The organism is Streptomyces sp. NPDC051136 (genome assembly GCF_044455745.1).
Taxonomy (GTDB): Bacteria; Actinomycetota; Actinomycetes; order Streptomycetales; family Streptomycetaceae; genus Streptomyces.
Window position 1 is genome coordinate 1 of sequence record NZ_JBITFE010000001.1, and the last position, 26195, is coordinate 26195.

A 26195-nucleotide genomic window follows, 5' to 3' on the forward strand; every position below is an offset into this window, starting at 1 on the left:
GCGGGGCGGTTGCTGGGTGAGCGGGTGGCGGGTATGTCGCCGGTGGAGCGGGTGCGGGTGCTGACGGATGTGGTGCAGGGTGTGGTCGCGGCGATTCTCGGTCATGAGGATGCGCGGGAGGTGGAGGCCGACCGTGCTTTCCAGGAGCTGGGGTTCGATTCCCTCAACGCGGTGGAGCTGCGTAACCGGCTGAACGCGTTGAGCGGGCTGCGGCTGGCCAACACCGTCGTGTTCGACTATCCCTCGGTCACGGCACTGGCCGGCCACCTCGACGGACAACTCACCGACCAGCACACCCCCACCCCCCACACCCTGCTCACCACACTGGGAGGGCTGGAGGAGCGCATCCGGGACGTCGGCGACGACGACGTGCTGCGACGGCAGATCACCGAACAGCTCCAGCGGCTCTTGGAGCTGACCGGCGCCGGTCCGGACGACGACGACGCCGACGCCACCGACGACCTCGACTCCGCCAGTGACGAGGAGCTCTTCGCGCTGATCGACGGAGCCGAGTAACCGGTACGGCGGCAGTCGGCCGGCCCGGAAGGACGGACCGGCCGACTGCCGCTGAACGCCCGCCGGGTGCGAGGACCCCGCGGAAAGAAGCAACACCACGACAGGAAGAGAGCACGGACCGATGGGCACTGGCCACTGGATACGACGGATGGGGGCGACGGGCCCCGGGGACGTCCGGCTGGTGTGCTTCCCGCACGCGGGCGGCGCCGTCACCTCCTTCGCCGGACTCGCACGGGCGCTGGCCCCGGACATCGAGGTGCTGGGGGTGCAGTATCCGGGCCGTCAGGACCGTCACCGGGAGCAGCCGGTCGAGGAGATCGGCCGGATGGCCGAGGCCGTCGGCGAGGAGCTGGGCGCTCTGCTCTCGGACGGGCGTCCCTGCGCGTTCCTCGGCCACAGCATGGGCGCGCTCGTGGCCTTCGAGGCGGCACAGTCGCTGCGCGGGGCTCGGTCGTCGAAAGACCTCACGCACCTGTTCGCCTCCGGACGTGCCGCCCCGTCGGCGGGACCGCGCCCCGGTGATCTGCTCAGCCGGGACGACGAACTGCTCACCGAGCTGCACCGGCTGGGAGGTGTCGGCGAGGAGATCCTGAACGACCCCGAGATGATCTCGATGATCATGCCGGTGGTACGGGCCGACTACCGGGCCCTGGCGAGTTACCGCATGACCCCGGGCGCCTCGTTGGACTGCCCGGTCACGGTGCTGACCGGAGAGGCGGACCCGATCGTGTCACCGCGAGAGGCGGCACGATGGGAGGAACTCACCTCGGCCGGCTCGCGGCTGCACGTCTTCCCGGGCGGCCACTTCTACCTCCAGGACCAGGTGCCGCGGGTCGCGGCGGTGGTGCGGGAGGCGCTGCTCGCCCGCTGACCCGTCGGCGACGGACCGGGGGAGCGCCGCGGTCGCGGGGCGGAGTCTCACCGCGCCGGGGGCTCGTACGTCAGATTGTGCATGGTGCAGAGCTCGTACAGGTCGTCCTCGAATACCGGTTCGAGGTCGGTGTAGGCGAAGTCGAGCTGGTGGAGGATCTCCATGCAGAGCAGGCCGTAGAGCTTGATCCAGCTCGACAGGAACAGGTGCAGGGCCTCGGGTGGGAGACTGCTGTTGGTGCGGGCCGAGTAGTCGGTCATCTGGCGCTGGATGGACGGTGACAGGTCCGTGAAGGCCGGCACCGGATAGGGGGCCTGCTTCCACACCGCCGCGAGCTGGTCGAGGAAGACGCTCTCGAACTGCTGCCCCGCCCGCTGCCGCGGCGACTCCTCGTCCGCCTTGGCCGCCGACATCACGGGACTCGCGAACATCCAGCTGAATTCGCTGGGGTGGTCGAGGGCCCAGGCGCGCATCGCACGGCAGGTCACCAGCAGCCTCCGGCCGGGATACTCGGGCGGACAGGTGTCGCGCGCCGCCAGCATCGTCGAGGTGAGCTCCTGATAAAAGTCGGTGATGATCGCTTCGACCAAGGCGTCATGACTGACGTAATAGCGGTACACGGCGGGGCCGCTCATGCCCATCTCCCGGGCCACGGCATTGATCGTCACTCCGGTCGGGCCGTGCTTGCGCAGCAACTGGCGGGCCGTGGAGCGGATTTCAAGAAGTGTGGCCTGCCGGCGCCGCTTCACCCAGGAGCTGGACGTTTGCTGGGCCATTGCTTCTTCCTCGCAGTCGTAGCCGTTGACACGGTAGCTGGGCTATGATTTGTTATAGCCCGTAAGTTAAGTCAGTGGTAAGAATATTACTGAGTAGAACTTCTACTGTCCATAGTCGAGCCCCGGGGTTGACGATGCTGAAGAGCTTTGAGGACTGGCGGTTCGCGGCGACGGCTCTGGTGCTCGTCGCGGGCGGCGTCTGGGGCGTCTCCCGCGCGCTCTCCGTGAGGGACGCGCAGATCGCCCGGCTCATCGACGTGCTGGAGGCGGCGGTGAGCGGTGACGCCGTGAGCCAGGAGGTCCTGCGCGAGGCGCGGCAGCGCTGACCCGGCCCCGTCGCGGCGGCCCCCCGAAAGCAGGCGCGCAGCCGTCCCACCCCCGTGCGGCTGCGCGCCCCGTCATCCGCTCCACGCCTGGCCGTCCGGGTCAGTCGGCCGGCCCCGGCTCGTCCGGCGTACCGGGGCGGGTGTCACGTGCGGTGTCCCCGCGGTACAGGGCCGGAGGGTCGAGGGACAGGGCCGTGACGAGCGACATGCCGCGACCCCAGTCGGGCCGCCTCCGGAAGAGTTCCGGCCGGGCCGTCGTGACGAACAGGACCGGGCCGCTGACCGCGCCCGCGCACACGTTGTCCACGTAGTCCAGCAGCGACTCGTCGGTCAGGTGCAGGTCGTCGATGGCGATCACGAGCGGGCGCGGCTCCGCCGGCCCGCCGGACGGCACCCCCGGGTCGAGCAGGTCCGCCAGCCTGGCCATGGGCGCCTCCGTCCCGTGCGGATCGGACGGGGGCTCCTGCCCGCCCGGGAGGGACCGAGGAGCACCCCAGCCCTGTCCCGGTGGCTGGTGGGGCGGGGAGTACGAGAGGAAGCGGGGCGGGATCGCCTGGTTCAGGAGGCGCCGCTCGAACTCCTGGAGCAGTCGGCTCTTTCCGGTGTCCGGGCCGCCGAAGAGGGTGACGACATGGGGCGTGCCGTGATGGCGCACCCGGTGCCACAGGGCTTCCAGGACGTCGAGTTCGACCTCCCGGTCGGCGAGCCCGAGCTGAGCCCCCGGAAAGCGGGTGCGTTCCTCGGTGGCCTTCCACGCGTGCGTGCCGTCGCCCGCCCGGTCGTAGCGGACGGCGGAAGCGGTCATCCGGTGCGTCGTCCCGCAGGCGAGTATCTCGCCGGCCCCGGCGTGCTGAAGCAGGAACTGGCTCTCGTCGAGCGGTTCCCCGTCCACCGTCCATCCGGTCGTGGTGTGTCCCCTCCCGTCGTACCGCAAGCGGGCATCTCCACTGGCCACCGCGGCGTGCAGGGCCGGCCCGCCCCGGCCCCGGGCGGGCCGGGGGAACGGGGCGGGCGAGTGCTTCGCGTGGAGTTCGTCCCTGATCGCCATGGCGGCCCGCACCGCCGACCACGCGTGGTTGCCGCCCGAGTCGCGGGCGTCGAAGACCGCGAGGTGAGTGGAGCCGAGCGAGCCGATGACCACTCCGTCGAACGCGGTGACGAGGCTGCGGACGCGGTCGGCCGGGCCGTCGCGCAGGTGGTCGGTCCCGTCCGGCGCCGAGTCGTCCGGTGTCGGTCCGAAGTCCAGCCTCAGGAGAAGCACGCTCACCACCCGCCGCTCCCCGGCCGGTTGCAGCGGTGAGACGGCCGCGGGAGCCGGGAGAGCCGGAGGCGACGGCTGCGGGGGAGGCACGGCGCCCGCGGACGCCGGTGCGTCGCTCGGCCGTTCCACCGGGACGAGGGGACCTGCCCCCGGTCCGTCAGGCTCGGCAGGGTCCCCGTCCGCCGCCGTGGCTCCGTCCGTGCGGGCGGCTTCGGCGCTCCCGGTGGACGCCGCCGGGCCGGCGGGGGACAGCTCGCTGTCGTGGTTCAGTATGGCCTGCTGGAGGGCCTGCAGTTCACGCCCCGGCTCCAGGCCCAGGTTGTCGATCAGCGCGGCCCGCAGACGGCTGTACACGTCCAAGGCGTCCGCCTGGCGACCGCAGCGGTAGAGCGCCAGCATGAGTTGGCCGCACATGCGTTCCCGCAGCGGCTCCGACTCGACCGCCGGTTCCAGTACACCGAGCGTCGACTGGTGCCGTCCGCAGAGCAGTTCGGCCTCGGCGTAGTCCTCGACGGCGTCGAGCCGCGTGTTCTCCGCGGCGGCGAGCTGGGGCCAGCGGTACCCCGCCTCCGCGAGGTCGGCGAGAGCCTGGCCCCGCCACAGGTCCAACGCGTCCCGCAGGGCCCGCGACGCCTTGTCCGGCGAGCCCGACCGCAGGGCCAGCCTCCCCTCGTCGACCAGCCGGTGGAACACATGGAGGTCGACCTGCGCGGGCTCGACCCGGATCATGTATCCGGGCGCCTTGGTCACCAGTGTGTCGCACAGGTGACCGGCCTGATGGGTGGTGAAAGCGCGACGCAGCCCCCAGACGGAATTCTGCAGTATCTTGCGCGCCGTCGTCGGGGCGTCGCCTTCCGTCCACAACGCATGGAGAAGTTCGGACGTGGTCACCACGCGGTTCGCGTTGAGGAGCAAGTAGGCCAACGTGGCTCTCTGCTTGGTCCCGCCCAGAGGCACGGGCCGGCCGTCCTTGACGACTTCGAGGGGACCGAGCATACGAAACCACATCAGGACTCCCCGCTTGCCTGAGATCGGTACGGACTCAGCTGTGTGAAGGAGGACGCGCACGGCGGCGCGATGATTGGTGGGGGGACGACAAGCCTAATGGCCTCCCGGGCCGCGGACGGGGCCCGCAGACCGCGCGATGAGCGGCCAATGGGCGCCCGGTGTGCCGCCGGTCCCGATTTCCTCCTGGGCGTGAGGACAATGGGCCGGGACGCATGCGTGACGTGTGCCGCGGGACTTCACGGCGCCCCGCGGCACGGCGTTTCACTCGTCCAGGATCCTGGCCACCAGCGCGGCGGCGCGGGCACGCGGCATGCCCGCGGCACACAGCAGCGTGACCGTGGTGGCGCGGCCCGCCTCCTCGGGGCGCACATGCCCGTTGTTGGTGGCCTCCATCACCGAGAACAGCACTCCCTCCAGGACGTAGCGCAACCCCTCCGCCGGCAGCGGAGAGGAGAACTCCCCTTCTTCCAGGGCGCGTTGAATGAGCTGTGTGCCGGCCCCGTGGACAGCGCCGAGACGGTCGCGGATGCCCTCCATCGTGAGGCTCTGCTGGGCGAGGGAGAGCAGCAGGCGGTAACGGTCGACGACCTCCCAGACGGCGAGGAGGGAGCGGGCCAGCGCCTCGGCCGGATCGGTCACCCCCTCGCGGCCCGCGGTGTGGGCCTGCTCCACCGCCTCGATGGCGCCGCCGATGATCGCGGCGATCAGCGCGTCACGGTTGGGGAAGTGCCCGTACACCGTGCGCCGCGACAAGCCGGCCGCGAGGGCGATCTGGTTCATGGAGGCGTCCGGGCTGCGGAGCAGCTCGGCGAGGGCGACGTCGAGGATGTGTCGGCGGTTGGCCTCGGCTCTGAGGCTCGACGCGTGTGGGTGCATGGCTCCTAGTTTTACAGGTGTGTGCAAGTGCGGCTACATTCACACATGTGCGCAACTTGCCGTTGTGCCGTCCTGTGCCTGCCGACCGGCAGCCGCAGGCCGAACTCAGAACGGAGGGGACCCATGCCGTTAATCGTCAACGAGCCGGTCGACCGGACCGGCCGGCCGTACGCCCGACGCTGGTGGGCGCTGCTGGTGCTCTGCCTGAGCCTGATGATCTCGGTCATGGCGAACACCGCCCTGACGGTCGCGGCACCCGACATGACCCGCGATCTCGATCTGTCCAGCTCCGACCTCCAGTGGGTCATCGACGCGTACACCGTTCCCTACGCCGCGCTGATGCTGCTGCTCGGCGCCATCGGGGACAAGTACGGCCGTCGCGGTTCGCTGGCGCTCGGGCTGCTCGTCATGGCCGCGGGCGGTGTGGCCGGCGCCTTCGCCGACACGTCCCTCCAGGTCATCGCCGTCCGCGCGGTCATGGGCTTCGGCGCCGCCATGATCATGCCCGCGACGCTCTCCCTGCTCGCCGCGACGTTCCCGCGCGAGGAGCGGGCCAAGGCCATCACCATCTGGGCGGCCACCTCCGGGCTCTCCATCGCCGCAGGACCGCTGATCGCCGGTGTGCTCCTCAAGAACAACGGCTGGGAGTCCACCTTCCTGATCAACGTCCCGGTGTGCGCCGTGGCGATCCTGGCCGCCTACGTCCTGGTGCCCCCGTCCAAGGCCGGCGACCGCGGCCGGATCGACTACGGCGGCGGTGCGCTCTCGGTGGTCTGGTCCGGCGCCCTGATCTACATGATCATCGACGGCCCGCACTTCGGCTGGGGCGCCTCTGCGTTCACCGCCGCGGGCATCGCCGCGGCCGGCCTGCTGCTGTTCGTCCGGTGGGAGCTGCGTCACCCGCGCCCGATCCTCGACGTGCGCAAGTTCGCCCAGCGCGCCTTCGCCGGGGCGAACCTGGCCATCGCTGCGTTCTTCCTCGCCGTTTTCGGCGTCTTCTACTTCCTCACGCTGCACTTCCAGTTCGTCCTCGACTACGACCCGCTGGAGACCGGCATCCGCATGCTGCCGCTGGCCCTCGGTGTGTTCCTGGGCGCCGCGACCACCGGTGTGCTGACGCCGCGCCTCGGCGCACGGGTCATGGTGACGGTGGGCATGGCGGGCGGTACGACGGCCCTGGCACTGCTCATCGGCGTGGACGCGGGCTCCACCTACGGGGACTTCGTGGCGCCGCTCGCCCTGCTCGGCGTCTCCCTGGGCCTTGCCGTGTCCCCGTGCACGGACACGATCATGGGCGCCTTCCCCGAGTCGGAACTCGGCGTGGGCGGTGCCGTCAACGACACCTCGCTCGAACTCGGCGGATCGCTCGGCATCGCCGTACTCGGTTCGGCGCTCGCCTCCTCGTACGCGGCGAACCTCAGCGACGCGACCGAGGGCAGCAAGGTGCCGCCGGAGGCGCTGGAGGCCGCGAAGGACTCGGTCGCCGCGGGCAACGCCGTGGCGCAGTCCTTCGAGGAGAGGGCGCGGCAGCTGACCGAGCAGGCCGCACAGGCCGGGGCCGGCCAGGACGCCGCCCGGTTGAAGCAGCAGGCGGCGGAACTGGCGCAGGGCTCGGACCGGATGGCGGACGCGGTCGGCTCCGCCTTCTCCGACGCGGTGTCCGCGACCAGCATGCTCGGCGCGATCGTGCTCGGCGCGGCGGCCCTCGTCGTCGCCGTACTGATGCCCCGGAAATCCGCCGCGCCGCAAGCGCCCGTCGCGGTGGACGCACAGCCCGCGACGCCGCCGGCTCCGGTGCCGACGAAGGCCGGCCGGTGAGCCGGCCGTGCGGCCGGTGCGGGCGTCGGCGTCGCTGACCGTCAGGTCGGCCCCGCGCCCGCGCCGATGAGCACCACGGCCGGCGGGCGGAGCGGAAAGCGCGTCCCGCCCGCGACGGCCAGGAAGCGCGTCCCGCCCGCGACGGCCGGGAGGCGTGTCCCGCCCGCGACGACGGCCCGGAGCGAGTTCGCGTCCGGGTCGCCGTCGCGGGCGGGGCCGTTCACCGGTGACGTGCCGTCGGCAGCCGCGGCCGGTACCGGATTCCGAAGTTCACGGGATCGCGTGCAGAGCGCCGCGGTGGAAGACGATCGACGTGGGCGCGGCCGTCGCCGCCGTCCCCAGGCCGACCACCCGCGCCAGCGCGAAGTGGTGGTCCCCCAGCTTGCGTATCTCCTCGACCCGGCAGTCCAGCCAGGCGGCGACGCCGGGCAGCACGGGATTGCCCGACGGAGACGTCCGGAGCGCCAGCCCGGCGAACTTGTCCCCGCCGCTGGTCGCGAACCGGGCGCACAGCTCCTGCTGGCCGCCCGACAGCACGTTGACGGTGAAGGTGGCCGCGTGCATCATCTGCGGCCAGCTCGACGACTTCTCGTCGACGAAGATGCCGATCAGGGGCGGCTCCAGGGACACCGACACGAACGACCCCACGGTGAGACCGGCAGGCCTGCCCCCTGTCGTCGCCGTGACCACGGTGACCGCCGTCGGCACCTCGCGCAGCACACCGCGGAGCGTTTCCGGACTGACCGGCACCTCCGCGTCGGCGTGGTCGCGGGCGGGCGAAGTCGTGCCCATGCTGTCCTCCCGGTCGAGTGGTCCTGCGCCAGAGCCTGGCATCCGGGCCTGGAGAGCCGGTCATCGTCAAATGGAGCGGGGCGCACCGGTGCCGGCGGCGGGCGCCGTGCGCACTCCCGGGGCTTCAGTCATCCTCCAGGGCCGCCCGCCAGGCTCGGCCGGGTACAGCCAGTGTCGGCAGGTCAGGAGGGAGCGTCATGACGGCACAGCCGCAGAACGGTCGGTCTCGGGTCGCGTTGGTCACGGGGGCCACGCGGGGCATCGGCCGCGCGGTGGCCGAGACCCTGGGCAGGTCCGGCATCGAGGTCTTCATCACCGCACGCAGCGCCGAGGACGTGGCGGCGACGGTGAAGGAGCTGACGGAGGCGGGCATCACGGCGGACGGCGTCGCCGCCGACGTACGCGACGGCGCCGACGTCACCCGGTCCGTCGCGGCGGCCGTCGACCGCTTCGGGCCCATCGACATCCTGGTCAACAACGCGGGCCGCAGCGGAGGCGGGGTGACCGCCCAGATCTCCGACGAGCTGTGGAACGACGTCGTCGAGACCAACCTGAACAGCGTCTTCCGCGTCACCCGCGAGGTGCTCAACGCGGGGGGCATGGGCGCCAAGCCGGTGGGGCGGATCATCAACATCGCCTCCACGGGCGGCAAGCAGGGCGTGATGCTGGGAGCGCCGTACAGCGCCTCCAAGCACGCGGTCGTCGGCTTCACCAAGTCGCTCGGGCTGGAACTGGCGAAGACCGGGATCACCGTCAACGCCGTCTGCCCCGGTTATGTGGAGACCCCCATGGCCAGGAGGGTGCGCGAAGGGTACGCGGGCCACTGGGAGGTCGCCGAGGAAGAGGTGCTCAAGCGGTTCGAGGCCAAGATCCCGCTGGGCCGCTACACCGCCCCGGAGGAGGTGGCCGCCCTGGTCGCCTACCTGGTCGCCCCCGCCGCCGCCGCGGTCACCGCCCAGGCCATCAACGTCTGCGGCGGTCTCGGCAGCTACTGATGCGCACGACCCTCGGTCCAGGTGTCCGCACCGAGGACCGCGTTCCGCCCAGACCGACCGAAGGAGAGCCGGACCCATCATGGCAGTGACGCATCACGCTCGGCACACGATCACCGTCGAGGCCCCCGCGCGGACGGTGTACCGAATCATCGCGGACGCCGCCGACTGGCCGCGCGTCTTCCCCCCGTCGGTGCACGTCGAGCAGACGCCGCTCGGCGACGGCGAGGAGACCCTGCGGATCTGGGCCACGGCCAACGACGAGGTGAAGCACTGGCAGTCCCGCCGCCGGCTCGACCCGGAGGGACTCACGGTCGGCTTCCGGCAGGAGCGGACGACGGCACCCGCGACGTCGATGGGCGGACGGTGGCAGATACGCCCGCTGTCCGAGAGCCGCTGCGAGGTCGTCCTCCACCACGACTTCACGGCGCAGGACGACGCCCCCGAGCACGTGGAGTGGATCAACCGGGCACTGGACCGCAACAGCGAGGCCGAACTGAGCCGGACGAAGGCCACCGCGGAATCCGCCGGGGAACTGGGGGAACTGCTGTGCACGTTCGAGGACCGGGTGCGCATCGAGGCGCCCGCTGCCGACGTGCACGCGTTCCTGTGGCGCGGTGAGCAGTGGCAGGACCGGCTCCCGCACGTGGCCCGGGTGAAGCTGACGGAGCCGGACGACGGCATCCAGATCCTCGAGATGGACACCGTCGCCAAGGACGGCTCGCGGCACACCACCGAGTCGGTGCGGGTGAGCCTCGGCCCCTCCCGCATCGTCTACAAGCAGCTGCGGGTGCCCCCGCTGCTGACCGCGCACGTCGGGGCGTGGCTGCTGGAAGAGACGGAGGGAGCGACGACGGCCGTGGCGCGCCACACCGTCGTGATCGACCCCTCCAAGGTCACCCTGCTGGGACCGGAGACCACGGTGGCCGACGCCCGGGCCTTCGTACGGGACGCGCTGGGCACCAACAGCCTCACGACGCTGCGGCACGCCAAGGAGTTCACCGAGCGGAGCACCGTCCGCTGACGAGACGCCCCCGGCCGGCGATCGTGTCACGCCCTAGGCGTGGCAGGCGACGGGGCGGCCGCCGTTGAATTGCGCCATCTCCGCGAAGACCGGGGCCGAACGGATCTCGGCGTTCCCGGGCGGGGACGACTCCTCGGCGTAGGCGCGGTGCAGGTTGGCCACCAGACGCTCGGGGTCACGGAGTCCGGCGTACGGGCCCAGGTCCGCGTCCCGGGCGGCCCGCAGGGGGGACACCCCGGCGGCCAGGCCGGCCCGGGCGATGCCGCGCACCCACAGCAGGTAGTCCCGCGTGGCGTCGAGCACCTCGGGGCCCGAGACCGGACCGTGTCCCCCCACGACGATCGCGGGATCCAGGGAGCGCAGGCGCGAGACCGCCTCCAGGGTGCCGCTCAGCGAGCCCATCAGGACGAAGGGCGTGCACCCGGGCAGCAGCACGTCCCCCGCGAACAGGACGCGCTGCTCGGGGAGCCAGACCACGATGTCGCTGGTGGTGTGTGCGGGGCCGACGTGGATCAACTCGGCGGTGAGGCCGCCGACATGGAGGGTGGCCCGGTCCCGGAACGTCAGGGTCGGCAGGACGAGGCGGATGTCGCCCCACTCCGTGTCCGGCCAGACCTCCCGCATCGCCAGCCCGCGCCGCTCCATCTCGGCCCGGGTCACCGCGTGGGACACCACGGCGGCGTGCGGGGCGACCACCGAGTTGCCGAAGTGGTGGTCTCCGTGATGGTGGGTGGTGACGACCGTGCCCACCTCCAGCGGCGTACGGGAGGCGATGGCGGCGCGCAGGGCGCGGGCCCGCCGTTCGGTGGCGGCGGTGTCCACCACGGCCACCGCGCCGTCCGAGATCAGCACGCCGGCGTTGTTCAGGCACCAGCCCCCGTCCGGCTGGATGTAGGCGTGGACACCCGGTGCGAGGTCCTCCAGGCGGGCGGGGGCCGACGCGGGCGGAGTGTCGGGGCGGGGCGTTGCCGACGGCTGGGTCATCGGAGGAGTTCCTTCCCGGGCTCGGGTGGGTCGGTGGCGCGTGCGGTCCTCACGATCTGCCGTCCCACTGGAGCGGCGCAGGTGGGCGGATGGCCGCGGGCAGGAGGCCCGGCGGAGGCGCGGGTCCGCCGTGTGGAACAACTTGCACCGGACATCACTGCGGGACATACTGTTCCGTAGTTGTGGGGCAAGTTGTTCCGTACCTGGTCGACGAGCCGTCCCGCACATCCCCCTTCCCATCGCTCACCGGCAGGAGATTCTGGTGTCCGAACGATCCCTGGGGCAGGCTCACGCGTCCCCGCCCGCTTCCCCGCAGGCCGGCGCCGCAGCGAAATCCGGTTCCCGCAAGGGGCTGGCCCTGGCCGCCATCGCGGTCGCCCAGCTCATGGTCGTGCTCGACGTCTCGATCGTGAACGTGGCGCTGCCGTCCATCCAGGGAGCCCTCGACTTCTCCGCGACCGACCTGGAGTGGGTGGTCAACGCCTACGCACTCGCCTTCGGCGGACTGCTGCTGCTCGGCGGGCGGATCGCGGACCTGTACGGTCAGCGCCGCACCCTGCTCATCGGCATCGCACTGCTGACGGTGGCCTCGCTGCTCGGCGGCCTGGCGACCAACCAGGGCTGGCTGATCGCCGCCCGGGCCGTGCAGGGCGTGGCCGGAGCCCTGGTCGCCCCCGCCGCGCTGGCGCTGATCGCCAGTACGTTCTCCGAGGGCGGCGAACGCAACAGGGCCATGGGAATCTACGCGGCCATGGGCGGTGCGGGCGGCGCGCTCGGCAACGTCCTGGGCGGCGTCTTCACCGACGCCCTGAGCTGGCGCTGGGTGCTGTTCGTCAACGTCCCCATCGGCGTCCTGCTGCTGCTGGCCGCGGTCAAGGCGTTCCCCGCCGAGCGGGCCACCCGTGCGGGGCGGCGCCTGGACCTGCCCGGTGCCGTCACCTCGACGGCCGGCATGTCCCTGCTGGTGTACGGGCTGATCCACGCGGCCACCGACGACTGGGGCAGCTCGGGCACGGTCCTGCCGCTCGCCGTCGGCGCCGCACTGCTCGCCCTCTTCGTCGTCATCGAGTTCCGCAGCGGCTCCCCGCTCATGCCGCCGAGCATCTTCCGCAACCGCAACCGCACCGGCGCGTACGCGATCATGCTGGCACTCGGCGCCGGGATGATCGTCCTCTTCTACTTCCTCACCCTTTTCATGCAGATCGTGCTCGGCTTCAGCCCGCTCAGGACCGGCTTCGCCTTCCTGCCGTTCGCCGTGGGTGCGGCCGTCTTCGCGACGATCAGCAGCCAGGTGGTGGGGCGGGTGGGCCCGCGGATCCTGCTCGCCACCGGGACCCTGCTGGCGGCCGTGGCCTTCTTCTGGTTCTCGCGGCTCAGCGAGGACGGCGGCTACAGCAGCGACCTGCTCGGCCCGCTGATCCTCTCCGGGTGCAGCGTGGGCCTGTGCTTCGTGCCGCTCACCCTCGCGGCCGTGGCAGGCGTGCGCAAGGCGCAGGCCGGCGTCTCCTCCGCCCTGCTCAACGCCGGACAGCAGGTCGGCGCCGCCCTGGGGCTCGCGGCCCTCGGGACGGTCGCGATCAGCGCCACCAAGGACCGGCTCACCGAGCTGATGGGCGCGGCCGCCGCCGACTCGGCGGAGGGATACGGGCCGGCGGACGCGGCGCACATGCCGCCGGAGGTCCGCAAGGCGGTCTTCGACTCGCTCGCGCACGGGTACGGGACGGCGTTCCTGGCGACCGGCTTCGTCCTGCTCGGTGCGTTCGCCCTCGCCGTCCTGGTGATCCGGGTCTCCGCCAAGGACGCGGAGAACGCCGAGATGGCCGTCGTGGTCTGAGCCCGGACCGTCACCGGGCCCCGGCCCGGCCCCGCACCGACCCCCGATCCGCAGGAGACCGCAGTGAACGCTCGAGCGCAGACCGGCAGCGCACCCCCCGTCGACCTGACGATGATGTACGCGATCCACCGCGCCTTCCGGCGGGATCTGCGGCTGCTGGAGGCGGCGCAGTACGACGACCCCGCCGCCTTCCGGCAGGCCTGGCGGCTCTTCAGGACCTACCTGTCGATCCATCACCTCGCCGAGGACCATTCCCTGTGGCCCGTCCTGCGCACCAGACTGGCCGGGCGGGAGGAGGCACTGGGCATGCTCCAGGCCATGGAGTCCGAACACGCCCAGCTCGACACGGCCGTGGAGAAGGTCGACGCGGTGCTCGGACAGGACGACCGTGCACGGGAGCTGCCGGAACTCATGGCGGGCGTCGCCGCCTGCCTGACCGACCACCTCGACCACGAGGAGGCCCAGGCGCTGCCGCTGCTGGAGAGCGAGCTGACCGGGGCCGAGTGGCAGGCGTTCGTGACGGAGCAGCGCAACCAGGTCGGCATCAAGGGCGCGTCGACCTTCTTCCCGTGGCTGCTCGACGGGGCGTCGGAGGGAGAACGGCGCGACGTGCTGGGCCGGGTGCCGGCGCCGCTGCGCCTGGTGTACCGGGCGGTGTGGCGGCCCAAGTACGAGCGCAGCTCGCCCTGGAGGGGCAAGGCCGCCTCCTGACGCGGTCCGCCCTGCCCGCACTCCGGTGCCGGACGTCGGAATCCCCCGCCGCGTCCGGCACCGGTCAGCCCGTCCCGCCCGGCTCAGAACAGCAGCACGGCCTTGCCGTTGACCTGTCGTTCGCCGACGCCGCGCAGGGCGGGCCCCGGGTCCGTCCAGTCGCCGACGAGCGCGACCTGCGGGTCCAGGGCACCCTTGGCGACGAGCCGCAGCAGCACGCCGAGATCGTTCCCGACGGGTCTGCGCGGCATCTCGTCGAACAGGTGGATGTACCGGAGCCGGACACCCGGCCGGGCGTGTCCCCAGTCGAAGGGCAGGGAGAGGTCGGAGCGGGTCGTGTTGCCGTAGCAGACGACGGTGCCGCCCCGCTCGACCAGTTGGTACGCGCTCCGGAACACCTCGCCGCCGACACTGTCCACGAGGACGTGCACCGGCCCGGTCGCGGCGGGACCCGCGTCGTAGGTGGTCGCCTCGGCGGCGCCCAGCGCGGTCAGCCCCTCAAGCCGCTCCGGCGAACCGGCCCAGGCGACGACCTCGGCCCCGGCGGCCCGGGCGAGCTGGACCGCGATCCGGCCGACCCCGCCGCTGGCGCCCGTGACCAGGACCCGTCGGCCCAGGAGGGACCGCGCGTGCCGCAGGGCGTACAACGCGGTGAGGCCGGCCACGGGGACGGCCGCCGCGTCGGCCCACTCGACGCTGTCCGGAAGCGTGGCGAGCCGGGTGGTCGACAGGGCGACCCGCTCGCCCCAGCCGTCGCGTTCGGCCACGCCGGCCACCCGGCTGCCGACGGGCGGTCCGCTGCCGTCGGCAGCCGGGCGGACCACGGTGCCGGCCACGTCGAAGCCGAGCCGGGAGCCCGGCGGCAGCATGCCGAGCAGTGACAGGTCGCCGCGGTTCACGGAGACCGCCCTGACCTCGATCACGGCCTGGTCGGGGCGGGGTTCGGGCTCCGGGACCGTCACCGGTCCCAGCTGGGTACCGCCGTCCGCGGGAGTGGTGAGTGCTCGCACCTGTCAGTCGCCTCCGTGGCTGTCGTCGCGAGGGAATACCGGGAAGAACGCGAGGGGACCCCGGAAAGAAGAGGCGCCGGTCACCAGCGCACGCCGCCGTCGACCGGCAGCACCGCGCCGTTCACGTAGCTGCTCTCCGGGGAAGCGAGGAACACGGCGGCGCGGGAGACCTCGCTCCCCGTGCCCGGCCGTCCCGTGGCCAGGGTGCCCCTCAGCCGCGGCCAGACCTTCTCGTTGTCCATCAGCGCGCGACCCTGCCCCTCCTCGGTGAAACCGGGAGCCAGGCAGTTGACCGTGATCCCGCTGGGCGCCAGCTCCAGCGCGCAGACCTCCGTGAACCGCTCCACGGCCGCCTTGGCGGCGCAGTACGCCGACGCGCCGGGCATGGCACGCCGCCCGAGCAGCGAGGACACGGTGATGACCCGGCCCGACCCGGCCTCCCGGAGGAACGGCACCGCGGCCCTGACCGTGTGGAACACCCCCGTCAGGTTGGTGTCGACCACGGCGTCCCAGTCGTCGTCGGACAGCACCGACACCGGACCGGGCCTGCTCACTCCCGCGTTGGCGACCACGATATGCGGACCGCCGTACCGCTCGTGGGTCGTGCGCATCAGGTCGGCCATCGACTGGGGCACCGTGACGTCGGCCTTGACGTGCACGACCCGGCCGCCCTTGTCCTGCGGGTCCGGCGGTACGTCCCTGGCCGCGGCGACCACCACGGCGCCCTCGTCGGCCAGTGCCCGTGCGACAGCCCTGCCCAGGCCGCGCGTGCCGCCGGTGACCACGGCGGTTCTGCCCTGCAACTGCATCGCTCCTCCTGAGGTTCCGGCCGGGGAGAGGAGTCCGCGGCGGGTTCCGGGACCTCGATGCTGCTTCGCCGGGATGGCGGGGCGAGGGAGACCGGCTGGAGACGCGGGGCCCGCGGGCCGGGACACCCCTCCAGCACCCCTGGACCCCGGTGCCAGGAGCCGCGGCGATACTCGGGCTCCCGCCCGGAGCGGACATCGCGGTCCGGGCCCCTGCCGACCGCTGAAGGAGTCAGCCGTGCCCGTTCCCGTGCAGCGCGACCACGAACAGACCCGCCTGGCGCTGGCCCACTGGCTCACGGACCGCACACCCCGCGCCGACGAGGTGAGGGTCGGCCCGGTCCGGGTGCCCGGCGCCGCCGGATTCTCCGGCGAGATCCTGCTGTGCGACGCCGAGTGGACCGAGGACGGAACCCGGCGCAGCGAACCGCTGGCCGTGCGGGTGGCTCCCACCGGGCACCGCCTCCACCCCGACGACCGCTGGACGGAGCAGGTCGGGCTGCTGGAGGCCCTCAACCGGACGGACGTTCCCGTGGCGCCCCTGCTGGGGCACGAGCCGGGCTCCTCCGTACTCGGGGCGCCGTTCCTGGTGATGCGCAGGATCCAGGGCCAGGTGCCCGCCGACTTCCCCTCGTACCACCGGGAGGGCTGGCTGGCGGAGCTGGCGCCGCGAAGCCGGCGCGCCGTCTGGTTCGGCGGTGTGGAGATGCTCGCCGCGATCCACCGGCTCGACCCGGACGCGCTCGGCCTCGGCTTCCTCGACCGGCCGGAGTACGGCACCGGTCACCTCACGCAGCAGCTGACCGAGTACACGAGGCTTCTGCCGTACTACGGCGCGGACGGCAACGAGGCCGCGACGGCGGCGCTGGCCTGGCTGCGGGAGAACCGGCCCGGGGAACCCGGCCGGCCCCGCCTGCTGTGGGGCGACGCCCGGCTCGGCAACATCGTCTACGACGGGGAGACACCCGCCGCCGTACTGGACTGGGAGATGGCCGCCCTGGGCCGGCCCGAGTCGGACCTGGCCTGGTTCCTGCACCTGGACCGGCACCTGAGCGAGGGCATCGGCGCGGCACGGCTCACCGGCCTCCCCGACCGCGCCGAGACGGTGCGCCACTACGAGCGGCTCACCGGCCACGTCGTGCGGGACCTGGCGTACTACGAGGTCTTCGCCGCGTTCCGGTTCTGCGTGCTCACCGCGCGGGTGACCCGGCTGCTGGAGGAGAGCGGCATCATGCCGCCCGGGACCGACTTCCCGCTGCACCGCAACGCCACGCGTCTGCTGGCCCGTGTCCTCCGGGAGACGGCCGCCCGGCAGGGCGGCGCGGCGGTGCCCCGCTGACGAAGCAAGGCACCCGGCAGTCTCCGCGACCGCCGGGTGCCGGGTGCCGGGTGCCGGGTGCCGGAGTGCGGCGGCTACGCGGCGGCCAAGCTCCGGTTGACCGCCGTCAGGAGGTCCCGCGGTGTCTCGACACCGTCGAGGACGTCGTCGCCCAGCTCGACACCGTAGTCACGGGATATGCGGGCGACGGTCTCCAGCAGTGCGAGGGAGTCGTAGCCGAGGTCCGCGAAGGCGGAGTCGAGGATGTCGCCGTCGAGGTCGACCGACTCGTCCTCGCCCGCGGACGACCGCATGATGCCGGTGAGGTCCTCCACGGTCAGTTCGGGCACGGTCGCGTGGGCGTCGCTCATGAGTTGTCCTTTCGGCGTGGATGTGGGGCTGGGAGAGGGACAGGAGGGAAGCGGAGACGCCGTGCCGGTCCTCAGGCGTCCCGTCGTACGACGGCGGCGGCGTTGAACCCGCCGCGTCCGCGGGCCACGACCAGCGCGCGGCGCAGGTCCGCTTCGCGCGGCTCCCGGGTGACGAGGTCGATCGGATGCCCGGGGCCGGGGCGCGAGACGTTCACGGTGGGCGGGATCGCCCCGTCCCGCAGGGCGAGCAGCGCGGTCACCAGGTCCAGCGACGCCCCGCCCGCGCAGAGCCGGCCCGTCATGCTCTTGGGCGCCGTCACCGGGACGCCGCCCGGTCCGAACACCTCACCGAGCGCACGGGACTCCGCCCGGTCCAGCTCGGGCACACCGGCGGCGTCCGCGAACACCACGTCCACGTCGCCCGGTGCCGTACGGGCGTCGTCCAGCGCCCGCCGGATCGCGCGCACCAGGCCCGCACCGGCTTGGCCGGACGCCTGCGGGGCGGCGTCGAACGTCGCCGCGTAGCCCGCGAGTTCACCGTAGGAACGGGCACCGCGCCGCCGTGCGCTCGCCATGTCCTCCAGGACCAGGAACGCACCGCCCTCGCCCGGAACCTGTCCCGAGGCGTCCTCGGCGAAGGGCAGGAACGCACGGTCCGGCCGGCTGCCGCCGCTCATCGCACCGGAGCTGAGATGCCCGGCGAGGCCGAGCGGGCACAGGGCGCCGTCGACGCCGCCGGAGAGCATCGCGGTGGTTCCCTTGCGGATCTGCCGCCGGGCGTTCCCGAGGGCGTCCAGACCGCCCGCCGCGTCGGTGACCACGGTGTTGCTGGAGCCGCGCAGGCCGTGCCGGATGGAGATCTGCCCGGTGTTCACGGCGTAGAACCAGGCGAAGGACTGGTAGGCGCTGACGAACCGCCCGCCCTTGCTCCACAGGTTCTGCAGCTCCCGCTGCCCGAACTCGAACCCGCCCATGGACGAGGCCGTGGCCACCCCCATGCCGTACGGGGCGAGCCGGTCCGGATCGAGCGCGCTGTCGCGCAGCGCCTCGTCGGCCGCGTACAGGGAGAGCCGGGTGGCGTGGTCCGTCTGCGGGAGGAGGCGGCTCGGGATGTGCTTCGCGGGCTCGAAGTCCCGCACCTCTCCGGCCAGTCGGAGCGGATACCCGCTCGCGTCGTAGCGGGTGGTCGGGGCGATGCCGCTGCGTCCGGCCAGCGTCGCCGCCCAGTACGCCTCGGTGCCGGTCCCGTTGGGCGCGGCCACCCCGACACCGGTGACCACGGCGCGCACCTCGCCGTCGGCGGTCATGCCGCCGCCCGCTCGGGACGGGCCAGCACGACGGCCGTCTGGAAGCCTCCGAAGCCGCTGCCGACGCTCAGCACGGTGTCGACCCGCGCCTCCCTGGCCCGCAGCGGTACGTAGTCGAGGTCGCAGGCCGGGTCGGGTTCGTGGAGGTTGGCGGTCGGCGGGACGAGCCCGTCGCGCATGGCGAGCACGCACGCGACCAGTTCCAGTGCGCCGATCGCGCCCAGCGAGTGCCCGATCATCGACTTCACCGAACTGACCGGGACGTCGTAGGCGTGCCGCCCCAGTGCCGTCTTGAAGGCGGCCGTCTCGTGCCGGTCGTTCTGCTTGGTGCTCGACCCGTGGGCGTTGACGTAGTCGATCGACTCGGGTGCCAGGCGGGCCTCGGCGAGGGCGTGCGAGATGGCGTCGGCCATCTCCGTGCCGTCGGTCCGCAGCCCGGTCATGTGGTAGGCGTTGCAGCGCGTGCCGATGCCGGCGACCTCGGCGTGGATCCGGGCGCCGCGCCGCCTGGCGTGCTCCAGCTCCTCCAGCACCAGCACGGCGGCCCCCTCGCCCAGGACGAGCCCGTTGCGCGTGGCGTCGAAGGGGCGCGAGGCGTGCTCCGGATCGTCGTTGCGCGGAGTGGTCGCCTTGATGGCGTCGAAGCAGGCCACGGTGATCGGTGAGATCGGGGCGTCGGTGCCCCCGCTGATCACCACGTCGGCGCTGCCTTCGCGGATCAGGTCCGCGGCCTGGCCGATCGCGTCGAGCCCCGAGGTGCAGCCGTCCGAGACGAGCGCCACCGGGCCCTGCGCGCCCACGAGACGGGCCAGTTCCACCGCGATGGAACTCGGCACGAAGTGGTCGTAGAGGTGCGGCACGGCGTAGCGGTGGTCCACCAGCCAGTCGGCCCCCTCGTTGCTGAGGACGGTGTACTCCCGCTCCATGCTCGTCGTGCAGCCGACGGCGTTGCCGAGGGACACCCCGACGGTGGCGGGGTCGTCCGCGGGCAGGTCCAGGCCGCTGTCGGCGACCGCCTCGCGGGCGGCGGCCACGGCGAACTGGGTGGCCCGGTCCATGCGCCGGACCTCCTGCCGGCCCAGTCCGGCGGCGAAGGGGTCGAAGTCGCATTCGGCGGCGACCCGGGACCGGTAGGGCGCGGGATCGAAGGAGGAGATCGTCCGCGTGGCCGTGCGGCCGTTCGAGATCAGCTCCCAGTACTCCTTGGCGCCCGGCTTCCCGGGGGCCACTGCACCGATCCCGGTAATGACGATGCGACGTTCCATGACATCCTCACTCACAGTCGGCGGGGTCCGGTGACCGGCCCCGGCCTGTCACGCTCGCAGCCCTGCCTGGTGGCGGGATGGTGGACCTCTGGTTGCGTGCTGGGCCCGCTCAGGGGGTGCTCGCCGGTGCCGCGAGCGGCAGCGGGTCGTGCGCCAGACACCCGTCGGCCAGCAGCCGTTCCACCGCCGTACGCAGCACGGCCAGGTCCGAGGCGTCGCCCCGGGCCCGTACCGGCAGCAGCGCCCGGGCGGCGGAGCGGCCGGCGCCGACCGCCGCGTGCCGCCTGGCCAGCGCGGTGAGCCCCTGCCCGGGGCCGGCCTCCAGCAGCAGCAGCTCGCCCGTGCCCAGCAGCGCGTCGAGGGCGGGGCCGAACAGCACCGGGGTGGCCGGCTGCGCGGCCCAGAACTCCGGGTTTCTCGCCGTGCCGGGACTCAGCCGCCCTGCCGTGTACGCCGAGTGCAGCGGGAGCCGCGGAGCCCGCAGCGGCAGCCGGGACAGCGCGGGCAGCGCCGCCCGCGCGGCCGGGCCGAGGGCCGGGCTGTGGAACGGGCTGAGGGCGCGGGTCCTGCGACAGGTGAACCCCGCCGCGCGCAGCCTCGCCTCCGACGCGGCCAGGGGCGCCTCGGAACCGGCCAGGATCACCTGGCGCGGTGCGTTGACGGCGCCGACGACCACGTCGTCGTGCAGGTACGGCGCCATGTCGGCGGCGGCCGCGTGCACGGCGAGCATGCCGCCGGCCGGAGCCGACTCGATGTGCGCCACCCGCTCGGCCATCACCCCGGCCGCCTCCTCCAGGGTGAAGACACCGGCCAGGGCGGCCGCCGCCACCTCGCCGACGCTGTGGCCGAGCAGGGCCGCGGGCCGCACCCCCCAGTCGAGCACCATCCGGCCCAGCGCCCAGTCGACCGCGAACAGCAGAGGCTGGGCGCGGCGTACCCCGTCCAGGTCCACGGCAGGGGAGCCGGACAGCCAGTCGGCGCGCAGCGCGGCGCCCTCGGCGCCCCACACGTCGAACACCTCGTCCAGGAGGCGGCGGAACGGCGGGTGGGCGCGGTACAACCCCACGGCCATCAGGTGCTGTTGAGCCCCCTGCCCGGGGAACAGCAGGGCGACACCGCGGGGTGCCGGAGCGGGGGACGAACTGGTGGGACGCACGAGTGTCTCCTCGGGGCCGGGGCCGAACGGCGGGAGCCGCACTCTGGCACCACGCCCTGGAGGATCGGTCTCGGCCCGGCCCGGCCCGGACTCTCCAGCGGGCCCCCATCTGCCTTCCAGCCCTCGTCCCCACACTCGGAAGCACGGCCGACGGAACGTGACCCGTCCCCCTCGGCCGGCGCGCGCCCACCGCACACGGCCGCCGGACCACGGTCACCCACCGTCGTCCGGCGGCCGTTGGGCTTGACGGGTCGGGTGTGTCCGAAGTGTTCAACAGTCCGGGACGAAAGACGCAGGGAGGCCCCTCGGTGGAGAGGCAGCAGCACCGCGCCGACGTGGTGATCGTGGGCAGCGGCTATGGAGGTTCGATCGCCGCCCTCAGGCTGGCGGAGGCGGGGGTCGACGCCGTTGTGCTGGAACGGGGGCGCCGCTGGCCCGTCGACGACGCGGGCGACACCTTCGCGACACAGACCGAGCCGGACGGACGTGCCGCCTGGCTCAGCGAGACGTCACCGCTCACGGACGCGAAGCTCGACGTCTACACGGGCGTCCTGGAGTTCGTCGAGGGCAGCGGCATGAACGTCCTCGCCGGCACCGGCGTGGGCGGGGCGTCCCTGGCCACCAACGGCACGATGTGCGAGCCCTCGGCCGAACTGTTCCGGCGGACCCTGGGCGACGTCCTGGACCACCGGGAGATGCGCGAGCGGTGGTATCCGCAGGCGCGTGAACTGATCGGCTGCACACCGATCCCGGACGACGTCTACGGGTCCGAGTTCTACCGGTCGGCCCGGTCGTTCGCCGACCAGCTCGACAAGGCCGGGATCCCGTGGGACAAGGTCGACCTCGCCGTGGACTGGGACGTGGTCCGCGAGGAGATGGCCGGCACCCGGGTGCGGTCCCAGATCGACGGCCTGAACGTCTTCGGTGTCAACAGCGGCGCCCAGCGCAGCCTCGACCGTACGGTGCTGGCCCGTGCCGAGGCGTCCGGGCACATCGACGTGCGGCCGCTCAGCGTGGTGACCGCGGTGCGCCCGGCCGACGACGATGCGACCGGCTACCACGTCGACTACGAGTCGATCGACGAGCGGGGCGAGGTGCTGTCCCGTCACCGGATCACCACCAAGCGGCTGGTGCTGTCCGCCGGCACCCTGGGCACCAACCGGCTGCTGCTGCGCGCCAGGGAGAGCGGCGTACTGCCCGCCCTGCACGGCGCGCTGGGCACGCGGGTCGGCAACAGCGAGGTCATCACGGCCCGTACCGGCATGGCGGAGAACAACCCCCGGCAGGGCGGCCCCGCGGCGATCTTCGCGCGGGACTGGCAGGACAACCCGCTCGGACCGGTGTCCCTGCTCAACTTCCCCTGGCCGGACGCCCCGGAGGGCGAGGGCTGGACCACCACCATCGGGGCCGTGCCGGCACCCGCGCTGGGCGTCTTCCGCTACGCCCCGGACAAGGACGACGTCGTCCTGCACTGGCCCGCCGAGGACCCGGCCCTGGCCCGCGCGCAGTCGGCCATCGCCCACACCCTGGACCGGCTCAACGACGCGAACCCGGGCAGCCGCACCGCGTTCAGCCGCATCGGCACCACCGGCGGCAACGTCGTCGGCGGCGTGCCGCTCGGCACCGTGACCGACGACGCCGGCCGGGTCGAGGGCTACCGGGGCCTCTACGTGGTGGACGGTTCGCTGCTGCCCGGCACCGGTGTCCCGCCGGCGCTGACCGTGGCCGCCGTCGCGGCCCGCGTGACGTCGCTGCTGGTCCGCGACCTCACCGGCGCCCGCTGACCGCTCCGGCACGTCGTCAGCGCTCCGGAGCCGACGAAGGCGGCGCCTCCCGGTGCACCGGGAGGCGCCGCCTTCGTGCGGTTGCCGCGGTCCGCTCAGCCGGCGGTGGCCGACGGGGTGCGGAAGTGCGGGGCGACCTGCTCGGCGAAGAGCCGCATGCTGCGGACGGACTCCTCGTGGCTGGGATTGCCGGAGATCACCTGAAGGCTGACGGTGATGTCCCCGAACCACTCGCGGATCGTCCGGAGCCGTTCGGTGACCTCCTGCGGGGTGCCGACCAGCACCTTGTTGTCGGCCAGCGAACGGTCGAAGTCGGCCCGGGCGATGTTCTCCACGACCTTCTCGTAGCCCGCGTACACCTCGCTGCGCCGCTCTCCCCAGGCGGCCACCGCGTCCCGCATGACCGCGTTGCTGCGCCGGGAGTACTCCTTGCCCTTGGCCCTGGCCTCGTCGGGGTCCTCGCTGAGGTAGGCGTGGTAACTCATGTGGATCTCGCCCTCCCCGGCATGGCCCGCCTCCGCCCACGCCTTGCGGTACAGGCCGATCATGTCCTGCACGACCTCGCGCTTGTTGATCGAGGGGACCATCATCAGGCCGTGGCCGTCCCGGCCGGCCTGTTCGCAGGAGGACGGCGTCTTCGCCGTCGCCACCAGGATCGGCGGGTGCGGGCGCTGGTAGGGCCGCGGCAGCAGGGTGACCGGGCCGAAGGAGTGGAAGGTGCCGTCCCAGACGACGTCCTCCTCGCTCCACAGCTTCCGGCAGGCTCGGATGCCCTCGTCGAAACGTGCCCGGCTCTCGTCCATGTCGATGCCGAAGGCGTCGAACTCGTCGGGCAGGAAGGCGCGTCCGAAACCGACCTGGAGCCGGCCGCGGGAGATGTTGTCGAGCATGGCCAGCTTGCCGGCCAGCTTCAGCGGGTGCGTGAAGGCGGGGATGACGGCACCCGTCACCAGCTTGACGCGGCTGGTGCGGGCCGCGGCGGCGGTGAGGAACGTGACCGGGTCCGGGCTGTAGCCGCCGTACTTGAAGAAGTAGTGCTCCACCGTCTTGACGTGGTCGAACCCGAGATCCTCGGCGAGGGCGACCAGGTTCAGGCTCTCCTCGAAGTAGTCCGCCGCGTCCTTGTCCTCCGGTCCCACGGTGGGGAAGAAGTTGATGCCGAATTCCATGCTGGCTCCCTTGTGCTGGCAGTCGTGAGGACGGTCAGAAGACGACGCTCGCGCCGCCGTCCACGGGCAGGACCAGGCCGGTGGCGAAGGAGGCCTCGGGGCGGGCCAGGGCCACCATCCACCAGGCCACCTCTTCGGGCCGTCCCACCCGCCCGAGCGGCACCCGCTCGCGCTGCCGCGCGCGCAGCCGGGCGATCCCCTCGGCGTCGAGCCCGGCGTGCTCCGCGATCGGTGTGTCGACCGGACCGGGGGCGATGCCCGCGACCCGGACCCCCCTGGCGGCGAGTTCCAGGGCCCAGGTGCGGGTGAGGAAGTCGAGGGCGGCCTTGGTGGCGCCGTAGACCGAGTGGCCGGGCCAGCCGCGCTGGTTGCCGGCCGTGGTGACGTTGATGACGAGACCCTTGGCGGACTCCAGCGCGGGCAGTGCCTCCTGGGTGAGGAACAGCGGGGCGAGCAGGTTGGTGGCCACCTGGTCACGGGCGTTGGCCGGGTCGACCCGGCCCAGGGGGGCGGACCTCATCGTGACGGCGTTGTTGACCAGGACGTCGATGCCGCCGAGTGCGTCCCGCGCCGCCGTCACCACGGCACTCGCCGCCCCGGGGTCCGAGAGGTCGGCGCTGAAGGACCGGATGCGCTCGTGGCCGCGGGCCGTCTCGGCGAGCACGCCGGCCCTGCGGCCGACCACCAGGACGCGGGCGCCCTCGGCGGCGAAGGCGTGCGCGGCCGCCCGGCCGATTCCCGTACCACCGCCGGTGATCACCACGGCCCGGTCCCGGAGCGGGCCCTGCGCTGGCTGAGTCATGGCTGCACTTCCTCGCTCGAATGCGCGAGGCCGTGCCGGGGGCACGCACCTGGACGGCCTCGCGAAGGGTCAGTACTCGTAGCGCTCGCCGTCGGCGCCCACCGGGGACCACCACAGGTTGCCCTGGGTGACACCGTCGGCGAACAGGGCACTGCGGCCCTCGACGATCCGCCCGTCCTCCCAGCGCAGCATGTGCACGCCCTCGACCTGAAGCCGCTCGTACGGGGAGGTCGCGCCCTCCTTGGCGTGCTCGCGGTAGCCGTCGAGGCGGTAGACGTCGATCGACACACCGGCCTCCTGGTCGACAAGGACGTCGAGCGTCTCGGAGGAGATGCGGCCACCGGTGGCGGCCATCAGCTTGCCCATCTTCTCCAGGTAGTCGTCCAGACCGACAAACCAGCCGGAGTACTGGTGGTTGCCCGGCATCTGGAAGCGCACGTCCTGCGACCAGTACTGGAGGATCTGCTCCCGGTCCCCGGTCACCAGTGACGCGTACGCCGCGGCCACGCGTTCGCGTGTCAGCTCGGTCATGCTCACAACCTTCTTTCCTTCGCTCGACGTCGGCCCGCTCAGGTGCCGTCGTGGGTGATGAGGCGGTGCCTGACCCGCCACTGGCCGTCCTGGAGCACCAGGACGTCCTCGCCGGTGGTGCTGAGGTAGGTGGCGGCCCGACCGCCGCGCGGGGTTTCGAAGACCATCGCGTAGTAGCGGGTCAGCACGGTCCCGGCGTCCTGCCGCTGCGCGGCGACCATGCCGAACCAGTGCCGCCGCTGTACGTCGAGCTGGGCCAGCCGGTCCATTCCGGCGCGCATCCGCTCGGCGATGACGGCGCGGCCCGACCAGGGCTCGGGCTTCACGTTCTGCTCGAAGACGCCGTCCTCGGTGAAGCCGTCGGCCCACTCCTCGGCCGCCCGCTCGTCGAGGAGCTGCATCTGATGGGCGTAGAACTGGGTGATGCGGGAGTACGTCTCCGCGTCGACCGGGCTGGTGATCTTGAGGGGTCCGGACACCGGATCAGGCCTCCCCGACGCCGGACTCGACCAGGTCGGACAGGTGCGGCTCGCCCTTGATCACGGTGCCCAGGGCCTTGAGCCGGCTGCGGAACTCCGGCTCCTTCAGGGCCTGTTCGAACGAGGCCTGGTCCTCCCACTCCGCCACGTTGAAGTACACGGAGGGGTCGCTCTGCGAGCGGACGAGCTGGTAGCGGACGAGACCGGGGCGGGTGCGCATGAACTCGGCGACATGGGCGTAGACGCGTTCCAGGTCCTCGGCCGCTCCGGTGAGCGTCAGCTTGTTGACGAAGACGACCACGGCGACTCCTGTGTCTCGAAGGGTGACGGCGGCGCTCGCGCGGACCGCCCCCGCCACCTTCGGCGCCCCCGCTGATGACCTGTTGGGGCGGCGCTGGAGGAGCGCGT

General features: G+C 72.6%; 27 protein-coding genes. 10 read left to right on the plus strand and 17 right to left on the minus strand.

What is annotated here, in order from left to right; translation table 11 throughout:
* Window positions 1-516 (plus strand): acyl carrier protein (locus tag ACIBCJ_RS00005; RefSeq protein WP_399281476.1); only part of this gene is annotated, 516 nt, incomplete at its 5' end.
* A gap of 148 nt (window positions 517-664) precedes the next feature.
* Window positions 665-1387 carry an alpha/beta fold hydrolase gene (locus ACIBCJ_RS00010; RefSeq protein WP_362090931.1) on the plus strand — a complete coding sequence of 241 codons (723 nt, stop codon included), beginning with the start codon at window positions 665-667 and terminating at the stop codon, window positions 1385-1387.
* 47 nt (window positions 1388-1434) lie between these two features.
* Here the strand turns inward: ACIBCJ_RS00010 and ACIBCJ_RS00015 are convergent, their stop codons facing one another.
* The gene (locus ACIBCJ_RS00015) at window positions 1435-2163 is read right to left on the minus strand and encodes a TetR/AcrR family transcriptional regulator (RefSeq protein ID WP_362090934.1); all 729 of its coding nucleotides are present in this window, start codon (window positions 2161-2163) and stop codon (window positions 1435-1437) included.
* 134 nt (window positions 2164-2297) lie between these two features.
* Here ACIBCJ_RS00015 and ACIBCJ_RS00020 point away from each other — a divergent pair, with 134 nt between their 5' ends.
* A complete protein-coding gene (locus tag ACIBCJ_RS00020) occupies window positions 2298-2489 on the plus strand; it encodes a hypothetical protein (protein WP_362090937.1) in 192 nt (63 codons plus the stop codon).
* Between the two features lie 100 nt (window positions 2490-2589).
* Here ACIBCJ_RS00020 and ACIBCJ_RS00025 read toward each other — a convergent pair whose 3' ends face one another.
* Both ACIBCJ_RS00025 and ACIBCJ_RS00030 read right to left on the minus strand, forming a co-directional pair.
* The gene (locus ACIBCJ_RS00025; RefSeq protein ID WP_365981401.1) at window positions 2590-4758 is read right to left on the minus strand and encodes a BTAD domain-containing putative transcriptional regulator; all 2169 of its coding nucleotides are present in this window, start codon (window positions 4756-4758) and stop codon (window positions 2590-2592) included.
* Between the two features lie 261 nt (window positions 4759-5019).
* Complete coding sequence (locus ACIBCJ_RS00030) at window positions 5020-5634, minus strand: TetR/AcrR family transcriptional regulator (RefSeq protein ID WP_362090943.1); 615 nt, start codon at window positions 5632-5634, stop codon at window positions 5020-5022.
* Window positions 5635-5757: 123 nt separating this feature from the next.
* On the opposite strand from ACIBCJ_RS00030, the gene ACIBCJ_RS00035 reads away from it, so the two are divergent.
* Entirely contained in the window at window positions 5758-7452 is a 1695-nt protein-coding gene (locus ACIBCJ_RS00035) for an MFS transporter (protein WP_365981402.1), read from the plus strand.
* Between the two features lie 41 nt (window positions 7453-7493).
* Here the strand turns inward: ACIBCJ_RS00035 and ACIBCJ_RS00040 are convergent, their stop codons facing one another.
* Window positions 7494-7676: a hypothetical protein gene (locus ACIBCJ_RS00040; protein WP_365981403.1), complete on the minus strand. Its 183-nt coding sequence runs from the start codon at window positions 7674-7676 to the stop codon at window positions 7494-7496.
* 46 nt (window positions 7677-7722) lie between these two features.
* Window positions 7723-8244, minus strand: a complete 522-nt coding sequence (locus ACIBCJ_RS00045) for a flavin reductase family protein (RefSeq protein WP_365981404.1) — start codon at window positions 8242-8244, stop codon at window positions 7723-7725.
* 197 nt (window positions 8245-8441) lie between these two features.
* Between ACIBCJ_RS00045 and ACIBCJ_RS00050 the strand changes: the two genes are divergently transcribed.
* A complete protein-coding gene (locus ACIBCJ_RS00050) occupies window positions 8442-9239 on the plus strand; it encodes an SDR family NAD(P)-dependent oxidoreductase (RefSeq protein WP_365981405.1) in 798 nt (265 codons plus the stop codon).
* 79 nt (window positions 9240-9318) lie between these two features.
* On the plus strand, window positions 9319-10260 hold the full coding sequence (locus ACIBCJ_RS00055) for an aromatase/cyclase (protein WP_362090955.1): 942 nt from the start codon (window positions 9319-9321) through the stop codon (window positions 10258-10260).
* A 33-nt stretch (window positions 10261-10293) separates the two neighbouring features.
* Here ACIBCJ_RS00055 and ACIBCJ_RS00060 read toward each other — a convergent pair whose 3' ends face one another.
* A complete protein-coding gene (locus ACIBCJ_RS00060; protein ID WP_365981406.1) occupies window positions 10294-11244 on the minus strand; it encodes an MBL fold metallo-hydrolase in 951 nt (316 codons plus the stop codon).
* A 262-nt stretch (window positions 11245-11506) separates the two neighbouring features.
* Here ACIBCJ_RS00060 and ACIBCJ_RS00065 point away from each other — a divergent pair, with 262 nt between their 5' ends.
* Together ACIBCJ_RS00065 and ACIBCJ_RS00070 are read left to right on the plus strand one after the other, a co-directional pair.
* On the plus strand, window positions 11507-13078 hold the full coding sequence (locus ACIBCJ_RS00065) for a DHA2 family efflux MFS transporter permease subunit (RefSeq protein WP_365981407.1): 1572 nt from the start codon (window positions 11507-11509) through the stop codon (window positions 13076-13078).
* Window positions 13079-13141: 63 nt separating this feature from the next.
* Complete coding sequence (locus ACIBCJ_RS00070) at window positions 13142-13789, plus strand: hemerythrin domain-containing protein (protein WP_365981408.1); 648 nt, start codon at window positions 13142-13144, stop codon at window positions 13787-13789.
* A gap of 83 nt (window positions 13790-13872) precedes the next feature.
* Here the strand turns inward: ACIBCJ_RS00070 and ACIBCJ_RS00075 are convergent, their stop codons facing one another.
* A complete protein-coding gene (locus tag ACIBCJ_RS00075) occupies window positions 13873-14799 on the minus strand; it encodes a zinc-binding dehydrogenase (protein ID WP_365981409.1) in 927 nt (308 codons plus the stop codon).
* Between the two features lie 80 nt (window positions 14800-14879).
* Window positions 14880-15608: an SDR family NAD(P)-dependent oxidoreductase gene (locus ACIBCJ_RS00080; RefSeq protein ID WP_362090968.1), complete on the minus strand. Its 729-nt coding sequence runs from the start codon at window positions 15606-15608 to the stop codon at window positions 14880-14882.
* A 235-nt stretch (window positions 15609-15843) separates the two neighbouring features.
* On the opposite strand from ACIBCJ_RS00080, the gene ACIBCJ_RS00085 reads away from it, so the two are divergent.
* Window positions 15844-16944 (plus strand): phosphotransferase family protein, encoded by a 1101-nt coding sequence (locus tag ACIBCJ_RS00085; protein ID WP_362090971.1) that lies wholly within the window; start codon window positions 15844-15846, stop codon window positions 16942-16944.
* Between the two features lie 74 nt (window positions 16945-17018).
* Here ACIBCJ_RS00085 and ACIBCJ_RS00090 read toward each other — a convergent pair whose 3' ends face one another.
* From ACIBCJ_RS00090 to ACIBCJ_RS00105, 4 genes are all read right to left on the minus strand, one after another.
* A complete protein-coding gene (locus ACIBCJ_RS00090) occupies window positions 17019-17294 on the minus strand; it encodes an acyl carrier protein (RefSeq protein WP_362090975.1) in 276 nt (91 codons plus the stop codon).
* A 71-nt stretch (window positions 17295-17365) separates the two neighbouring features.
* The gene (locus ACIBCJ_RS00095) at window positions 17366-18601 is read right to left on the minus strand and encodes a ketosynthase chain-length factor (protein ID WP_365981410.1); all 1236 of its coding nucleotides are present in this window, start codon (window positions 18599-18601) and stop codon (window positions 17366-17368) included.
* On the minus strand, window positions 18598-19866 hold the full coding sequence (locus tag ACIBCJ_RS00100) for a beta-ketoacyl-[acyl-carrier-protein] synthase family protein (RefSeq protein WP_365981411.1): 1269 nt from the start codon (window positions 19864-19866) through the stop codon (window positions 18598-18600). The genes ACIBCJ_RS00095 and ACIBCJ_RS00100 overlap by 4 nt, the downstream gene beginning before the upstream one ends.
* A gap of 109 nt (window positions 19867-19975) precedes the next feature.
* Window positions 19976-21022, minus strand: a complete 1047-nt coding sequence (locus tag ACIBCJ_RS00105; protein ID WP_365981412.1) for an acyltransferase domain-containing protein — start codon at window positions 21020-21022, stop codon at window positions 19976-19978.
* A 308-nt stretch (window positions 21023-21330) separates the two neighbouring features.
* Between ACIBCJ_RS00105 and ACIBCJ_RS00110 the strand changes: the two genes are divergently transcribed.
* Complete coding sequence (locus ACIBCJ_RS00110; protein ID WP_365981413.1) at window positions 21331-22806, plus strand: GMC oxidoreductase; 1476 nt, start codon at window positions 21331-21333, stop codon at window positions 22804-22806.
* A 95-nt stretch (window positions 22807-22901) separates the two neighbouring features.
* On the opposite strand, the gene ACIBCJ_RS00115 is transcribed toward ACIBCJ_RS00110, so the two are convergent.
* The 5 genes from ACIBCJ_RS00115 to ACIBCJ_RS00135 form a co-directional block, all read right to left on the minus strand.
* Window positions 22902-23975 (minus strand): LLM class flavin-dependent oxidoreductase, encoded by a 1074-nt coding sequence (locus ACIBCJ_RS00115; RefSeq protein WP_362090990.1) that lies wholly within the window; start codon window positions 23973-23975, stop codon window positions 22902-22904.
* Between the two features lie 34 nt (window positions 23976-24009).
* Window positions 24010-24777, minus strand: a complete 768-nt coding sequence (locus tag ACIBCJ_RS00120; protein ID WP_362513907.1) for an SDR family oxidoreductase — start codon at window positions 24775-24777, stop codon at window positions 24010-24012.
* A 69-nt stretch (window positions 24778-24846) separates the two neighbouring features.
* Window positions 24847-25308, minus strand: a complete 462-nt coding sequence (locus ACIBCJ_RS00125; RefSeq protein ID WP_362090996.1) for a nuclear transport factor 2 family protein — start codon at window positions 25306-25308, stop codon at window positions 24847-24849.
* A 38-nt stretch (window positions 25309-25346) separates the two neighbouring features.
* Complete coding sequence (locus ACIBCJ_RS00130; protein ID WP_362513905.1) at window positions 25347-25787, minus strand: nuclear transport factor 2 family protein; 441 nt, start codon at window positions 25785-25787, stop codon at window positions 25347-25349.
* A 4-nt stretch (window positions 25788-25791) separates the two neighbouring features.
* Window positions 25792-26088, minus strand: coding sequence for an antibiotic biosynthesis monooxygenase family protein (locus ACIBCJ_RS00135; protein ID WP_365981414.1), 297 nt, complete (start codon window positions 26086-26088; stop codon window positions 25792-25794).
* Between the last annotated feature and the right edge of the window lie 107 nt (window positions 26089-26195).

Coding starts and splice junctions, on each gene's coding strand:
- ACIBCJ_RS00045 (WP_365981404.1), bottom strand. CDS start 8,244: ATGGGCACGACTTCGCCCGCCCGCGACCACGCCGACGCGGAGGTGCCG.
- ACIBCJ_RS00120 (WP_362513907.1), bottom strand. CDS start 24,777: ATGACTCAGCCAGCGCAGGGCCCGCTCCGGGACCGGGCCGTGGTGATC.
- ACIBCJ_RS00030 (WP_362090943.1), bottom strand. CDS start 5,634: ATGCACCCACACGCGTCGAGCCTCAGAGCCGAGGCCAACCGCCGACAC.
- ACIBCJ_RS00050 (WP_365981405.1), top strand. CDS start 8,442: ATGACGGCACAGCCGCAGAACGGTCGGTCTCGGGTCGCGTTGGTCACG.
- ACIBCJ_RS00095 (WP_365981410.1), bottom strand. CDS start 18,601: ATGACCGCCGACGGCGAGGTGCGCGCCGTGGTCACCGGTGTCGGGGTG.
- ACIBCJ_RS00115 (WP_362090990.1), bottom strand. CDS start 23,975: ATGGAATTCGGCATCAACTTCTTCCCCACCGTGGGACCGGAGGACAAG.
- ACIBCJ_RS00125 (WP_362090996.1), bottom strand. CDS start 25,308: ATGACCGAGCTGACACGCGAACGCGTGGCCGCGGCGTACGCGTCACTG.
- ACIBCJ_RS00060 (WP_365981406.1), bottom strand. CDS start 11,244: ATGACCCAGCCGTCGGCAACGCCCCGCCCCGACACTCCGCCCGCGTCG.
- ACIBCJ_RS00035 (WP_365981402.1), top strand. CDS start 5,758: ATGCCGTTAATCGTCAACGAGCCGGTCGACCGGACCGGCCGGCCGTAC.
- ACIBCJ_RS00055 (WP_362090955.1), top strand. CDS start 9,319: ATGGCAGTGACGCATCACGCTCGGCACACGATCACCGTCGAGGCCCCC.
- ACIBCJ_RS00015 (WP_362090934.1), bottom strand. CDS start 2,163: ATGGCCCAGCAAACGTCCAGCTCCTGGGTGAAGCGGCGCCGGCAGGCC.
- ACIBCJ_RS00020 (WP_362090937.1), top strand. CDS start 2,298: ATGCTGAAGAGCTTTGAGGACTGGCGGTTCGCGGCGACGGCTCTGGTG.
- ACIBCJ_RS00080 (WP_362090968.1), bottom strand. CDS start 15,608: ATGCAGTTGCAGGGCAGAACCGCCGTGGTCACCGGCGGCACGCGCGGC.
- ACIBCJ_RS00010 (WP_362090931.1), top strand. CDS start 665: ATGGGGGCGACGGGCCCCGGGGACGTCCGGCTGGTGTGCTTCCCGCAC.
- ACIBCJ_RS00100 (WP_365981411.1), bottom strand. CDS start 19,866: ATGGAACGTCGCATCGTCATTACCGGGATCGGTGCAGTGGCCCCCGGG.
- ACIBCJ_RS00090 (WP_362090975.1), bottom strand. CDS start 17,294: ATGAGCGACGCCCACGCGACCGTGCCCGAACTGACCGTGGAGGACCTC.
- ACIBCJ_RS00025 (WP_365981401.1), bottom strand. CDS start 4,758: ATGTGGTTTCGTATGCTCGGTCCCCTCGAAGTCGTCAAGGACGGCCGG.